A 14,045-nucleotide genomic window follows, 5' to 3' on the forward strand; every position below is an offset into this window, starting at 1 on the left:
TTGTATAGATATATTATATAAGAAAAGAGCGAAAGTGCCATGAAAATAAGAAAGTTAACTATGAATACGAAAATTATCTTGCTAACATTTTTTATACTAGCCTTTTCTTTTCTTGTGTGCGGTATTTTGTTAATAGGAAACTTATTAAAGGAACAGGAAACTACGATTGGACAGACAGCGATGCTTGTCGCTAGGACGATTTCCGATTTACCTGATTTGCAACAACTTGTGCAAAGTGATGATATTGACAGTGCTGCTGAAAAAATAAATAGTATTGTGGAAAATATTCGAGTCATTAATGGTGCTGAATATATTGTTGTTATGAATATGGACCGTATAAAGCTTTCCCATCCTTCTCCTCAAGAAATAGGGAAGCCTAGTCAATCTACAGATATTCATGCAGCTTTTGCTGAACATTACTATACTTCTAAAGCAAAAGGAGAATCCGGTACGATGATTCGTGCGTTAGTGCCTATCATCAATGAAGACAAAGCACAAATTGGAGTTGTTGTAGCTGGGTATTCGTTGCCGACGTTATGGGAGTTAGCTCAAAAATATAAATCTGAAATTTTGTTTTCTGTAGTATTGTCTCTGATATTTAGTGTATGGGGAGCACATACATTAGGGCGGCACATTAAACGACAGCTATTTGGGTTGGAACCACACGAAATTGCTAAGTTGTATGTAGAGAGGACTGAGACATTCAACGCCATGCATGACGGCATTATTGCAGTAGACAAGAATCTAACAATTACAATTTTTAATAAAAAAGCAGCTGCAATTTTAGGCGTTGAGGACAAACCAAAGAAGTATATAGGAAAAAAGATTTTTGATATATTGCCGGATACACGCCTTCCCGAGATTGTAGAGAGTGGAAAGTCAGTTTATAACCAAGAGCTTTATATAAATAAGCATAGCATTTTAAGTAACAGGATTCCGATACGTGTAAAGAATCAAACAGTAGGGGCGGTTGCAGTATTCCAAGATTTAACGGATTTTAAGCAATTAGCAGAAGAATTAACGGGGGTAAAGGCTTTTGTTCAAGCACTGCGTATTCAAACACATGAATACAAAAATAAGTTACATACAATTGCAGGTTTGCTGCAACTTGGTCATGCAAATCAGGCACTTGAATATTTATCAGAAGTGCAAACACAGCATGACCGTGTAACGAAATTTTTAAACGAACGCATCTACAATGAAAATATTTCTGGTTTGCTTCTTAGTAAAATAACTCGTGGTAGTGAATTAGGTATACATGTTGTCATTGATGAAGAAAGTAAGTTAACTAATTTCCCTAAGCAATTAGACCATCATGATTTTGTTATATTATTCGGTAATTTAATCGAAAATGCGTTAGATGCTTTACAAGGAGTACAGCGAGAACAAAAAGAAGTTACGATTTCAATTGATGATAATGATGGCATTTTAGCCATTGAAATTGCTGATAATGGTGCAGGAATGTCAGAAGAAGTAGTGCAAAACATCTTTGAAAATGGCTTCTCAACAAAGAAAGGTACACATGGAGGTATCGGGCTATTTTTAATTAAGGAAATTGTAGATAAGGGTAAAGGCTCAATTGAAGTTATTAGTGAAGAAGGAAAAGGCTCAACGTTTATGATTACGTTTGAAATTTAGGTGGGGTTTTATGGAGAAAAAAACAGTATTACTTATAGAAGATGATCCAATGGTACGTGAAGTAAATCGACAGTTTATCGAACGTGTAGAAGGATTTGAGATAATAGAAATGGCAAGGAATGGACTTGACGGAATTGAAAAAATCAAAGAATTACAGCCTCATTTAGTATTATTAGATATTTATATGCCAGAACTTGATGGTATGGAGGCTTTGCGTCTTATTCGCCAACAAAATTTGCTTGTCGATGTCATTGCAGTCACGGCGGCTGACGATTTACAGACTATTCAAAAAATGATGCATCTCGGGTTATTTGATTATATAATGAAGCCTTTTACATTTGAGAGAATGGAGCAAACGCTCTTGAAATATCGGACATATAAAGAGCAAGTGGCAGGTATTGATCATTTAACTCAAAAGGAATTTGATGATTTAATGCAGCAAGGGCAAGCGAAAGAAATACCACAAACGATAACCCGGCATGAGGAACATGAGTTACCAAAAGGGTTTAATCGTACTACTTTAGATAAAGTGTTGAATTTTCTAAAGGAAACAAAGAGTGGTGCTTCTGCGGATGAAGTTGCAGCCGGGATAGGGGTAGCACGTGTAACAGCCCGACGTTATTTAGACTTCATGGAAAAACGTAATTTGATAAAAGTAGATGTGCAGTACGGAAGTATTGGACGTCCTATTAATCAGTATTTTATATAGAAAAGGTTCTAATATAAATGTTGGGGTGTAGTGAATTCTTTCACTGCACTCTTTCTTGCGAAAGAGGTTGATTTCCGCTCAGGGCAGCACGCTTTTCGCGGGCACGGCTCCAACTAAATTGTTTCGGATGGAACCGAAACAATTTGATTTTCCGCCCGTGCTGTTCCCGCAGAAGTCGGCTGCCCTGAGCTCCAATCAACGTAATCTTTCTAACCAAGATGCACTCCTACATTTTTATATACATAACTCAATAATATCTTTGCTTTAAAATGTTCATACTTTCGAAAACCATAAGCGTTTCTTTTAATGACTTTAGAAGTATTGTTAATCCCTTCCAAAAACCGTTCGAATAGCCGAACGCGTAACTATTTAGAATTTCAACTTGCCAATTTTTAAACGTTTTAATAGCTTTTAAGAAGGCTGGATTTTTAGTCTCTTCTACCTTACGGTAAAAAGCTTCTAAACCAGCTTTCACGACAGAAATATTCTCTTCTTCTTTCGCACTCTCTTGCCACTTCTTATACAGTTCCTTTAATTCATACGCTTCTTTCAATTCTTGTGACATGTCGATGTATCGTTTCAAATACCACCGTTCTTTCGGTGTTAAAGTTTCAGGTGATTTATGTAATACGTAGCGCATTCTTTTCGCTTTTTTACGATCATATGCATGCCATTGTTTCTGTACTTTACGACGTACTTCATCCACTGCCCAGTGAATATAGCGACAGTAATGAAAACGATCAGCGACAATAACCGGACGATTCAATGCCTTTTTCACAGCAGCCTTAAAACTTGGGTTCATGACCATACTACAATTTCTACATTCGCTCCGTTCTCTTGTAAATACTGCTTAATTGTTTCTTAACGGCGGTTCGGTAAAATATCAATTGGCGCATGAGTCTCGGCATCCGCAATAATCAACTGATACTTACCTGCATCCGTATCTGCTTTGTATTCATCTATCGCAATGGCACGTGGTAACTGAACATCACTTGGAAGGGTTGTCACCAAATGCTTAAAACGACGAATCACCGTTGTTGAAGAAGTACCGAGTACCTCCGTTGCTTCTTTTAACGTTTTCGCCTTCATTGAACGAATCCGAACAACCTGATTCCATTCCTTAGTAAAACGCTGATAGAGGTTTATAAAACGTGGTGTTCTCAGAAAAACGTTTGCCACAAGTACATGCATACCGATGACGCTTATAAAATAAAATCGTAAGGCATTCAAACCATTTAAGATGCTAAATTTTTTGCATCCGATAATCATGTACTTTACTTGTTTCTCGTCAATTCAAGTATATAAAAAAGAGTGAGCTTGTGCTTTTTTTGTGCGAAATTGTTTGTATACCCCAACAAATATTATAGAACCATAGAAAAAAGTATGGTTCGGAATTCCAAACCATACTTTTTATTGTTTAATAAGGCAAAATTTTCTCGACAGGTTTTGGTTCTTTAATTTTCGGTAAAATTTTATCTAGTGTAACCGTGCGAACGATTTCATGTGTGGCAGGATCTGCTGGATCATATTTCTCTAAAAAATTAATCACTTCTTTTACGATTGGCGTTGGCGTTGAAGCACCAGCTGTAACGGCAACCGTATTGATACCTTCCAACCATTCTAGTTTAAGTTCACTAAGATCAGCTACGCGGTAGGATGGTGTGCCCGCAATCTCTACTGAAACTTGTGTTAAACGATTTGAGTTATTAGATTTTGGATCACCTACTACAATAAGTAAATCTGCGACACCAGCTTGCTCAGCGACCGCTTCTTGACGTACTTGTGTTGCTAAACATATTTCTTTATGCACTTCAATATTCGGGAATTTTTCTTTCAAGCTTTCCATTAAGAAAGCAACATCCCATTGACTCATAGTCGTTTGGTTTGTCACTAAAATTTTATCATTATTTATTGTTAAATTATCGATATCCTTCATCGATTGAACAAGATGAACATGGTCTGGTGCTACACCTATAGCACCCTCAGGCTCAGGATGTCCCTTTTTACCGATGTAAATGATGTCATATCCATCTGCTGATTTTTCACGTATTAAATCGTGTGTCACCGTAACATCCGGACAAGTTGCATCAATAGAAACAAGTCCTTTACGTTTTGCAATTTCACGAATTTCAGGTGAAACACCATGTGCCGTGAAAATTACAGTGCCTTCTTCTACTTGCTCAATAATATCTTTACGGTTTTCACCATCTAACGTTATAATACCATCTTGCTCAAATGCGTCAGTTACATGTTTATTATGAACAATCATGCCTAAAATATAGATCGGTCTAGGTAATGTTTTATCCATTGCGGCATTTCTTGCGATAACCATTGCATCAACAACTCCATAACAATAACCGCGTGGATTAATTTTAATAACTTGCATCGTTCAAACTCCTTTCGCTTCACTGCCCCCATTATAGCAAACTGGGTGCGGTGAATACAAAAGTTCGGTTAGAAAATGTCAAAAGGCGGTTGATAAATACGTGGAACGGATGGTTTTGGTGTTAAGTCTACGCGTTTTTCAGTCTTTTTCCTTCCACGAATATTGTCAGATTCACTTCTTTCGTCAAAATTGCTGGAATCTCGTATATTCCGTGACTCTCTTTTTGTAGGAATCGTACTTGACTCATCTGAAGATGAATTTGAGAAACCTCGATACATACGCCAAAGAGCTGGTAAATTTTTGAACATCGGCGCGGCTTGCTGAACGTACGGTGTAAATTTCTGAGCATTATTCATAAATGAATTAGCTGTTTGTAAAATAGAATCAAGCTTTGGTACGGGTGCAGCTCCGGGTATGGCCCCTGAAACTGCTCCAGACATTCCAGGTATTCCAGATATTCCGGGCATTCCAGACATTCCAGACATTCCATGCATTCCAGGCATTCCAGGCATTGCTCTAGGCATGGGCATTCGTTGCATAAAACCAGGTGCGCGCATAAACGGAGAGAAGCCACCTGGCATCATGTTATATGGATTCATTTGGTATTGTGCAGGGTAATAACTAAACGGACGCATAAATTTCTCCTTTCTTCGCACAGTTACTATTGGACTCATAGGGGGATTTAAAGATATGATATGCAAATGGTCACCTTCGCGTTCAGCAATTATATAAATACAATTCAATTCAATTCAACTCTAATTGTAGATGTAATATTATTTTAAAATATTTTGCTTGAGTTTGTACACGTAATCACACGTAAATGGATGAATCATGATACAATAGAAAAGATGTAAGGAGGTACGAACAATGTCGAAATATACTGATTATCAATTTAAGCCATTTTTGCAGGACGCAATTGCAAAACTCGGCTTCATTGAACCGACACCGATTCAAAAAGAAATGATTCCACTCGTACTAAAAGGAAAGAGTGCAATCGGACAAGCGCATACTGGGACAGGGAAAACACATAGTTTCTTATTACCAATTGTGCAACGAATAGAAGAAAACAAACAAGAGGTGCAAGCGGTAATTACTTCACCAACTCGTGAGCTTGCACAGCAAATTTTTGACGCCCTAAACCAATTAATAGAAGGCACAGAAATTCAAACGAAATTATTTATCGGTGGAACAGATAAGCAACGCTCGATTGATAAGTTAAAAAATCAGCCGCACATCGTTGTTGGAACACCGGGGCGCATTAAAGATTTAGTGAAAGAAAATGCGTTACTTGTGCATACAGCTAATATTCTTGTAGTGGATGAGGCAGATTTAGCATTCGATATGGGCTTCATAGAAGAAATCGATGGCTTTGCAAGTCATATGCCAGAAAAACTAGAAATGTTTGTATTCTCAGCAACTATTCCTGAGAAATTACAGCCATTCTTAAAGAAATATATGGACTCACCAGTTCATATTCATATGAATGATAAACGTCCAGTTGCTGAAAATATTGATTTCGTATTAGTTCCTGTTCGTTCAAAATCACGTAACACTCGTTTACTTGATGTTATTAAAGGGATTAATCCTTTCTTAGCTGTTATTTTCTGTAATACGCGTAAAACTGCTGAGCAAGTAGCAGGCTTTTTAGCAGAAAATGGCGTACGTGCTGGTCAAATTCACGGTGATTTAAGCCCGCGTGAACGTAAACAGATGATGAAACAAATTCGTGATTTAGAATTCCAATATATCGTTGCAACAGATCTTGCTGCGCGAGGTATTGATATTCAAGGGATTTCGCATGTTATTAACTACGAAATTCCGGATGATTTAGAATTCTTCATTCACCGAGTAGGTCGTACTGCGCGTGCTGGAAATAAAGGAACAGCTATTACATTATTCCAGCCTGAGGACGAGGATGCTTTAGCACGTATTGAAAAAATGGGTATTCCATTTGTTCAAAAAGACGTGAAAGATGGTGAATGGACGGAGTTAAAAGATCGTCACCAACGTAAAAATCGCGTGAAGCAAGAAAATGAAATAGATGCAAAAGCTAAGTCAATGGTACGTAAGCCTAAAAAAGTAAAGCCAGGTTATAAACGTAACATGAAGTGGGAAATGGAAAAAATAAAAAAACGCGAGCGTCGTATTAAAAATCGTGGTAAAAAGTAGGGGGTAACGAGAATGTTGCTAGGTTCACACGTATCAATGAGTGGCAAAAAGATGCTACTTGGGGCAAGTGAAGAGGCACATAGCTACGGTGCTAACACATTCATGATTTACACAGGCGCACCTCAAAATACGCGTCGTAAAGCAATTGCAGAGCTAAACATCATGAACGGTCTGTTGCATATGAAGGAACACGGCTTAAGCAATATCGTTGTGCATGCACCTTACATTATTAATTTAGGGAATACGACAAAGCCTGAAACTTTTCGTTTAGGTGTTGATTTCTTACAAGAGGAAATAGCGCGTACAGCGGCACTAGAAGCAACACAAATCGTGCTTCATCCAGGTGCTCACGTTGGCGCGGGTGTAGATGCAGGTATTGCAAAAATAGTTGAAGGCTTAAACGAAGTACTATCACAAGACTATCCTGTACAAATCGCACTAGAAACGATGGCAGGTAAGGGTAGTGAATGCGGTCGTACGTTTGATGAAATCGCTAAAATAATAGATGGTGTTACAAATAATGAACGCCTTTCTGTTTGTTTTGATACTTGTCACGTTCATGATGCAGGTTATAATGTAGTTTCAGATTTTGATGGTGTATTAAACGAATTCGATAAAATTATAGGCATCGATCGACTTAAAGTACTTCACATTAACGATTCTAAAAATGTGCGCGGTGCAGCGAAAGATCGACATGAAAACATCGGCTTCGGAGAAATTGGTTTTGATGCACTAAAATATATTGTGCACCATGAACAATTAATGCACATACCAAAAATTTTAGAAACGCCTTTCGTTGGTTCGGATGCTAAAACAAAAAAAGCGCCATATTTACACGAAATTGCAATGTTACGTGACGGTGAATTTAGACCGGAATTAATAGACGCAATGCGCTAGTAAACTATAAAACTAAAAACTTAGGCAGTACAAACTAATAATTTAAAGTTTGTACTGCTTTTTTATATGGGCAAATAGGCAAAATATTACTTTACTTCTTCAATATATTGATGTGTAATTAGGTGAAATTAATATACAACAGAAGGGGTTTAAAATGGATGAGGAAAATATCAATCTTTATGCTATTATTTTTATTACTTTTCAATATGCCAGTGTCGGCAACTGCAAATGTGCTAGATTCATCCGTTACGGAAAATTTAGGTTCCTCTAATGTAAGCGTGTCATTACGATCGCTATCAACTGGGCATGTTTTATACGAGCATGGTGGAAATACATTAATGAAACCAGCATCAACATTAAAGCTGTTAACAGGAGCGACAGCATTATCAGTGCTCGGGAATGATTTTAAATTTACTACAAAATTATATATTGATGGTGAAATAGAAAATGATGTTTTATATGGGGATGTATACATAGAAGGCAGTGGTGATCCTACATTACAAAAAGGTGATTTTATTACATTTGCCAAAGTACTAAAACGAAAGGGTATTCGAACTATAAACGGGCATATTTACGGTGATGATTCGTTATTTACTGGTAGTCATTTAACACCGGGAATTGTCAAAGATGACGAAACGGAATATTATGCAGCCAGAACGACAGCTTTAACGATGTCACCAAATGAAGATTACGATGCAGGGACGATTATTATTAATGTGACAGGCACTACAGCAGGGAAAGCACCTATTTTCACTGCATTACCAAATGCAAGTGGAATGAAAATTGTAAACAAAGCGCGTACGGTTAGTCGAGGTGCTCAAAATACAGTAACTGTTAAACGGAATTATGGGACGAATACGGTTGTAATTGCAGGAAATATCCCACAAGGGAGTACGGTAAAGGAGTGGGTCACGTTAAATGATCCGACGATTAATACTTTACATGCGATAAAGGATACTTGGTTATCAGCTGGAATAAGATTTTCAACAACTTCTAATTTGAAGCGGCATAAAACGCCTAATACAGCAAAACTTTTATATACGAAACAGTCAATGCCACTCGACAAGCTATATCCAATTTTTATGAAGCTAAGTAATAATAGTATTGCTGATATTTTAGTGAAAACTATAGGGAAAAAAGAGCGCGGTATTGGCAATACGGAAAGTGGCTTAGTAGTTATGCGTGATTATGCTAAGACAATCGGGTTGGATGTAACAAAATGGCGTTTTGAGGATGGCTCAGGTATGTCACATAATAATAAAGTGTCGGCTAATGAGCTAACATCTTTATTATTTATTATGCAACAGCAGCCTGTCTATAATAATTTTTACAATAGTTTACCTATAGGTGGGCAAAAAGATCGTTTTGTAGGGGGAAGCTTGCGCAAACGTTTTGATACAGCTGAGCTTCGAAATCGAGTTGTTGCAAAAACAGGTAGTCTCACACAAGTTTATACACTAGCAGGCTATGTAACGGCAAATAGCGGTCGAAAATATGCATTCTCTATTATGGTAGAAAATAAAAGTCCTGCTGCTATAAACGGTATTGACCGAGTAGTAGAATCGATAATAAAAAATTATTAAAATAAATGGACTTTCTTAAAGTAATTTGAAATGGAGTTATTTGCTGTTTTGCGTTTAAGAAGGTTATAAAATAGAATAGTCTTTAAATCGTTTTACACTAGTATGCTAAAGTTAAATGTTAAATGAAAGCGCGTCTCTTTTCGAAGATGCGCTTTACACTATAGTTAAACTAAAAATTAAGTCATTTTATGGAGTGTAAGCAAGAAGCGTTATATCTTCTATTAGTAAATAATAATTTACTCGATTAATTTCATGAATTTTTTTAGTTTTGATTTACCTATTACTTTTTCTGCATCCTTCAAAACTGATTTTGGAATACCGCTGAAAATCCAACTTACATTTGCCCCTGCCATTAATGGGCGTAGCTGTTTTACCTCACCGATTGATAACTCAATATTTGTATTTTTCAAAACGAATGCCTGCACTTCTTTATCACTTGCTCTCATTAAATAATTATAAAATTCAATTGCTTTCAAAAAATCATCCTTTCAGGTAAATTACCTTTACAAAACACATCAAGTAAACTATACTAACACATTGTAAATCGTAATGATTTTGAATTAGAAAGAAGAGATATAATGAGAAAAACGATGATAGAATTAAAAAATGTATCGTTTCAATATGAATACACGCAAGTGCTGAAAAATATTTCATTCCGTGTTGAGGAAGGGGATTTCCTTGCTCTACTCGGTCCGAACGGCTCAGGGAAATCTACATTATTAAAATTAATATTAGGCTTACTAAAACCGATGAGCGGGAATATTGAGTTATTTGGAGAAAATGCTAATACGTTTAAGCACCGTGAGTGGATTGGTTACGTTTCCCAAAAATCGAATGCTTTTAACTCAGGCTTCCCAGCGACAGTGGAAGAAGTCGTGAAAAGTGGGTTAGCAAAAAAAACAGGATTATTTAAAAGATTGCCAAAGGATGTACATGATCGTGTATTAAAAGCGCTACAATCTGTTGGGATGGAACAGTTTGCAAATCGTAATATCGGGCAGTTATCGGGCGGTCAACAGCAGCGTGTGTTTATCGCAAGAGCACTTATTGCGGAGCCGAAGCTACTAATATTAGATGAACCAACTGTCGGAATTGACCATGAAAATGTACAATCATTCTATGATATGCTAGCAAAATTAAACGAGGAACGACAAATGACTATGATATTAGTAACACATGATGTCGACACTGTATCGGATCGTATTAGTCACGTTGCTTGTTTAAATCAAACAATTCATTTCCACGGTTATAAAAATGATTTTGATGTCATCTCTCAGCAAGAACTTGATGCTTGGTATGGCCATAAAGTACGAAAGATTCATTAAAGGAGAAGGCATATGATTGAAGCAATATTACACTATGAATTTTTACAAAACGCCTTTTTCTCAGGGCTTATTATTGGGGTAATCGCCCCTTTACTTGGTGTCTTTATCGTTGTTCGAAGATTGTCGCTAATTGCAGATGCATTGTCACATGTAACGCTTGCGGGGATTGCAGGCAGTCTTTACTTAAGCCAGTCTGTTACAGCATTAGCATTTCTAAATCCGATTTATTTAGGGATTATCGCATCGGTAAGTGGTTCGATTTTGATTGAACGTTTACGTAGACTTTATAAGCATTATGAAGAACTAGCTATTCCGATTATTATGTCGGGGGGCATAGGTATTAGTGCTATTTTTATTTCTTTAGCAAGTGGTTTTAATACTGATTTAATGAGCTATTTATTCGGGTCTGTATCCGCGGTTTCGAGGCAAGATTTAATGGTTGTAGTTGCAATCGCAATTGTTGTTATTATATTTTTGACATTATTTTTTAAAGAGCTATTTGTACTATCATTTGATGAGGAATACGCAAAAGCAAGTGGACTCCCAGCAAAATGGATACACTTGTTATTCATGATTGTCGTAGCACTTGTTATAGCAGCAAGTATGCGTATCGTTGGGATTTTACTTGTGTCAAGCTTAATGACATTACCTGTTGCAGCAGCAATGCGCTTGGCAAAAGGTTTTAAAGAAGCAATTATTTTAGCTATTGTTTTTGGTGAATTATCAGTATTAGTTGGTCTTGTTAGTGCGTATTATTTAAATTTAGCGCCTGGCGGGACAATTGTTGTGACATCAATCCTAATTTTACTAATTGTCATATTCTTGAAAAAACTTTATATGCAATTTACGGCGACATCAAAAGGAGTGTAGTAACTGTGAATGTAACACGCGCATGGGAAATTTTAAAAGAAAACGGTTATAAAAAAACAGACAAACGCGAACTGATTTTACACATGTTTTCGCAAACCGATAAATATTTAACAGCACGTGATTTATTATCAGTACTGAAACAAGATTTTCCTGGAATGAGCTTTGATACGATTTATCGTAACTTAGCAACATTTGTAGACCTGGGTATTCTAGATGAAACAGAGCTACATGGTGAGCGTAATTTTCGTATGCATTGTGAATCGGATCATCACCATCATCATTTTATTTGTCGTGATTGTGGAAATGTTAAAGAATTAGCAATGTGTCCGATGGAAATGCTTGGTGAAAAACTACCAAACTACGAAATCGAAGCACATAAATTCGAAATTTATGGAAAGTGCCCGGATTGTAAAGAATTATAAAATTATTTGGCAATATGCTTTATCCAGATTTATCTTAAGAGTAGGCAACATTTTGATGAGGTAAATGTAGAGTTATAGTTGTTTTTTGTTTAAAAATTCATAAAATATGGCAATATTATAAATTGACTCTATAAAATTTGTATTAAATATGATACATTTTTAATCAGGTGAATAAGTTTGCAAGGAAAAAGATGCTTTTTGCATAAAAGGGAATTCGGTGAAATGCCGAAGCTATGTCCGTAACTGTATGCGCTATTAATTTAAGATTATGCCACTGTTCAAAAGAATGGGAAGGTACTTAAATGAACGAAAGCGTGAGCCAGGAGACCTATCTTTTTCTCATCGTCACAAAAACTCTTCGGAATTAAAGAGAATGTACGGCAATGAAATGAATTACTTATATTTTAATATGTAATTAACTACATGCCATCGTTCTTTGCGGTGGTTTTTTTATTGTCTGAAGGGGTTTGAAAATCCTGGAAAAGGAGGGGAAATAGTGAAAAAAGATATGCGCTTTTCATGTTATCCATTTATGCGTGAGAAAAGCTGCTTAGTAGATTATGAAATTCGGACAGATTCATTAACGACACGCATAGGCTCAGTTTTTCCTAAACTTGAAGGAGAAGAAGTACAAGTAATTGTGGACGATTTAAAAGTTATTCATCCAATGGCATACCATATAAACGGTTCTGTTCGTGGTAAGCTAGCTGTTACAGAAGAAGATTTACAGTTTTTAAGTGACCGTTATGATTTCTATTTACAGCATGTTGGTGAGCAATTTAATCGTTTTGTACTTCCTCAAGGTGTGGAAGCAGCGGTAAGACTACATATTTGCCGAAGCGAGGCAAAAAAATCATTTCGTGCACTCCATAAAGTAAGTGAAGAACGTGAAGTACCAGAAATTTTATTTAATTATTTAGGATTATTAGCAAATGTCTTTTTCCTTATGACACTTTACGTGAACAAAGTGAGTAGCCAGCCAGAAATCGAATTTGTTAGTAAATCATACCCAATAAAAAAACGAAAAGAGGAAGTAAAATGAACAAGTTCAAAAGTAAATGGATAGCACCGCTTGCAGCAGCATTATTATTAGCTGCATGTGGCACACAAGACGCAGAGCCAGAAAAAGAAACTGGATCAGCTGGACAACAAGCAGCAGAGGAAGAACAATCAGGTCCTTATACAGTAAAAGATGACCGTGGAATTGATGTAACATTTGATGAAGTGCCAGAAACAATCGTAACATTACAACCAAGTAATACTGAGATATTATTCTCTTTAGGAGTAGGCGATAAAATTATTGGTGCAACAGATTATGATAATTATCCTAAAGAAGCACTTGATATTGAACGCGTATCAGATTCATACACAATTAACGGTGAGCGCGTAATCGAGTTACAACCAGACTTAGTTGTAGCGTATACAATGGGTGATCCAGTACAAATTGAACAGCTTGAATCAGCGGGTTTAAAAGTATTTGTTATTAATTCAGCAACATCATTTGATGATGTTTATAGCGATATTATTCAATTATCAGAAGTTATGCGTGTTGAGGATAAAGGTCAAGAAGTAGTTGAAGAAATAAAAAATCAAGTAGCTACAGTTCAAGAAAAAACGGCTACTTTAACAGAAAAGAAAAAAGTGTACTTTGAAATTGCACCATCTCCAGACATTTGGTCAGCAGGTAAAGGAACTTTCCAACAGCAGATTTTAGAAATAGCTGGAGTTGAAAATATTTTTGCTGACCAAGAAGGCTGGTTTAAAGTATCAGAAGAGAGTATTATTACTGCAGACCCTCAAGTAGTTTTAACTACGGTTAACTACAATGGTGATCCAGTGGCAGAAATTTTAGCACGTACTGGTTGGGATAAAATGCAAGCGATTGTAGGTCAACAAGTGTATCTACTAGATCCTGATGTTTTAAGCCGCCCAGGTACACGCATTGGCGACGCAGTAGAACTAGTTGCAGAAACAGTATATCCAGAATTATTTAAATAAGTTGATTGAAGGGATGTGAGCATATGCTCGCTCCCTTTTTCCTGTAAA

General features: G+C 36.6%; 15 protein-coding genes and 1 riboswitch. Of the genes, 10 read left to right on the top strand and 5 right to left on the bottom strand.

The genetic code is table 11. The annotated features are described in order from the left end of the window. The first annotated feature begins 39 nt into the window (after window positions 1-39). Both AAFN87_RS02590 and AAFN87_RS02595 read left to right on the top strand, forming a co-directional pair. Window positions 40-1,638, top strand: coding sequence for an ATP-binding protein (locus tag AAFN87_RS02590; protein ID WP_347789421.1), 1,599 nt, complete (start codon window positions 40-42; stop codon window positions 1,636-1,638). A gap of 10 nt (window positions 1,639-1,648) precedes the next feature. Beyond that, window positions 1,649-2,347, top strand: a complete 699-nt coding sequence (locus tag AAFN87_RS02595) for a response regulator (protein WP_347789422.1) — start codon at window positions 1,649-1,651, stop codon at window positions 2,345-2,347. Window positions 2,348-2,594: 247 nt separating this feature from the next. Here the strand turns inward: AAFN87_RS02595 and AAFN87_RS20005 are convergent, their stop codons facing one another. From AAFN87_RS20005 to vrrA, 4 genes are all read right to left on the bottom strand, one after another. Continuing rightward, window positions 2,595-3,149 (bottom strand): ISL3 family transposase, encoded by a 555-nt coding sequence (locus tag AAFN87_RS20005; RefSeq protein ID WP_481886432.1) that lies wholly within the window; start codon window positions 3,147-3,149, stop codon window positions 2,595-2,597. Window positions 3,150-3,208: 59 nt separating this feature from the next. After that, window positions 3,209-3,616, bottom strand: coding sequence for a helix-turn-helix domain-containing protein (locus tag AAFN87_RS20010; RefSeq protein ID WP_481886433.1), 408 nt, complete (start codon window positions 3,614-3,616; stop codon window positions 3,209-3,211). Between the two features lie 148 nt (window positions 3,617-3,764). Next, entirely contained in the window at window positions 3,765-4,733 is a 969-nt protein-coding gene (locus AAFN87_RS02605; protein WP_347789423.1) for a 4-hydroxy-3-methylbut-2-enyl diphosphate reductase, read from the bottom strand. A gap of 68 nt (window positions 4,734-4,801) precedes the next feature. After that, window positions 4,802-5,368 carry a VrrA/YqfQ family protein gene (gene vrrA / locus AAFN87_RS02610; protein ID WP_347789424.1) on the bottom strand — a complete coding sequence of 189 codons (567 nt, stop codon included), beginning with the start codon at window positions 5,366-5,368 and terminating at the stop codon, window positions 4,802-4,804. 232 nt (window positions 5,369-5,600) lie between these two features. On the opposite strand from vrrA, the gene AAFN87_RS02615 reads away from it, so the two are divergent. The 3 genes from AAFN87_RS02615 to dacB all read left to right on the top strand — a co-directional run bounded on the left by AAFN87_RS02615 (window position 5,601) and on the right by dacB (window position 9,382). Then, window positions 5,601-6,902, top strand: a complete 1,302-nt coding sequence (locus AAFN87_RS02615) for a DEAD/DEAH box helicase (RefSeq protein WP_347789425.1) — start codon at window positions 5,601-5,603, stop codon at window positions 6,900-6,902. Between the two features lie 12 nt (window positions 6,903-6,914). After that, window positions 6,915-7,799 (top strand): deoxyribonuclease IV, encoded by an 885-nt coding sequence (locus AAFN87_RS02620; protein ID WP_347789426.1) that lies wholly within the window; start codon window positions 6,915-6,917, stop codon window positions 7,797-7,799. Between the two features lie 158 nt (window positions 7,800-7,957). Beyond that, a complete protein-coding gene (dacB, locus tag AAFN87_RS02625; protein ID WP_347789427.1) occupies window positions 7,958-9,382 on the top strand; it encodes a D-alanyl-D-alanine carboxypeptidase/D-alanyl-D-alanine endopeptidase in 1,425 nt (474 codons plus the stop codon). A 236-nt stretch (window positions 9,383-9,618) separates the two neighbouring features. On the opposite strand, the gene AAFN87_RS02630 is transcribed toward dacB, so the two are convergent. Beyond that, window positions 9,619-9,858, bottom strand: a complete 240-nt coding sequence (locus tag AAFN87_RS02630) for a hypothetical protein (RefSeq protein ID WP_347789428.1) — start codon at window positions 9,856-9,858, stop codon at window positions 9,619-9,621. Between the two features lie 102 nt (window positions 9,859-9,960). Between AAFN87_RS02630 and AAFN87_RS02635 the strand changes: the two genes are divergently transcribed. From AAFN87_RS02635 to AAFN87_RS02655, 5 genes are all read left to right on the top strand, one after another. Then, a complete protein-coding gene (locus AAFN87_RS02635; RefSeq protein ID WP_347789429.1) occupies window positions 9,961-10,707 on the top strand; it encodes a metal ABC transporter ATP-binding protein in 747 nt (248 codons plus the stop codon). Window positions 10,708-10,719: 12 nt separating this feature from the next. After that, window positions 10,720-11,577, top strand: a complete 858-nt coding sequence (locus AAFN87_RS02640; protein WP_347789430.1) for a metal ABC transporter permease — start codon at window positions 10,720-10,722, stop codon at window positions 11,575-11,577. 5 nt (window positions 11,578-11,582) lie between these two features. Then, window positions 11,583-11,999, top strand: coding sequence for a Fur family transcriptional regulator (locus AAFN87_RS02645; protein ID WP_347789431.1), 417 nt, complete (start codon window positions 11,583-11,585; stop codon window positions 11,997-11,999). A gap of 157 nt (window positions 12,000-12,156) precedes the next feature. Next, a riboswitch (cobalamin riboswitch) is annotated at window positions 12,157-12,349 on the top strand. Between the two features lie 146 nt (window positions 12,350-12,495). Further along, on the top strand, window positions 12,496-13,041 hold the full coding sequence (locus tag AAFN87_RS02650; RefSeq protein ID WP_347789432.1) for a hypothetical protein: 546 nt from the start codon (window positions 12,496-12,498) through the stop codon (window positions 13,039-13,041). Continuing rightward, window positions 13,038-13,997: an ABC transporter substrate-binding protein gene (locus AAFN87_RS02655; RefSeq protein WP_347789433.1), complete on the top strand. Its 960-nt coding sequence runs from the start codon at window positions 13,038-13,040 to the stop codon at window positions 13,995-13,997. The genes AAFN87_RS02650 and AAFN87_RS02655 overlap by 4 nt, the downstream gene beginning before the upstream one ends. Window positions 13,998-14,045 lie beyond the last annotated feature (48 nt).

Source organism: Solibacillus sp. CAU 1738, assembly GCF_039888725.1.
GTDB lineage: Bacteria > Bacillota > Bacilli > Bacillales_A > Planococcaceae > Metasolibacillus.

Coding starts and splice junctions, on each gene's coding strand:
- AAFN87_RS02590 (WP_347789421.1), top strand. CDS start 40: ATGAAAATAAGAAAGTTAACTATGAATACGAAAATTATCTTGCTAACA.
- AAFN87_RS02595 (WP_347789422.1), top strand. CDS start 1,649: ATGGAGAAAAAAACAGTATTACTTATAGAAGATGATCCAATGGTACGT.
- AAFN87_RS20005 (WP_481886432.1), bottom strand. CDS start 3,149: ATGAACCCAAGTTTTAAGGCTGCTGTGAAAAAGGCATTGAATCGTCCG.
- AAFN87_RS20010 (WP_481886433.1), bottom strand. CDS start 3,616: ATGATTATCGGATGCAAAAAATTTAGCATCTTAAATGGTTTGAATGCC.
- AAFN87_RS02605 (WP_347789423.1), bottom strand. CDS start 4,733: ATGCAAGTTATTAAAATTAATCCACGCGGTTATTGTTATGGAGTTGTT.
- vrrA (WP_347789424.1), bottom strand. CDS start 5,368: ATGCGTCCGTTTAGTTATTACCCTGCACAATACCAAATGAATCCATAT.
- AAFN87_RS02615 (WP_347789425.1), top strand. CDS start 5,601: ATGTCGAAATATACTGATTATCAATTTAAGCCATTTTTGCAGGACGCA.
- AAFN87_RS02620 (WP_347789426.1), top strand. CDS start 6,915: ATGTTGCTAGGTTCACACGTATCAATGAGTGGCAAAAAGATGCTACTT.
- dacB (WP_347789427.1), top strand. CDS start 7,958: ATGAGGAAAATATCAATCTTTATGCTATTATTTTTATTACTTTTCAAT.
- AAFN87_RS02635 (WP_347789429.1), top strand. CDS start 9,961: ATGAGAAAAACGATGATAGAATTAAAAAATGTATCGTTTCAATATGAA.
- AAFN87_RS02640 (WP_347789430.1), top strand. CDS start 10,720: ATGATTGAAGCAATATTACACTATGAATTTTTACAAAACGCCTTTTTC.
- AAFN87_RS02655 (WP_347789433.1), top strand. CDS start 13,038: ATGAACAAGTTCAAAAGTAAATGGATAGCACCGCTTGCAGCAGCATTA.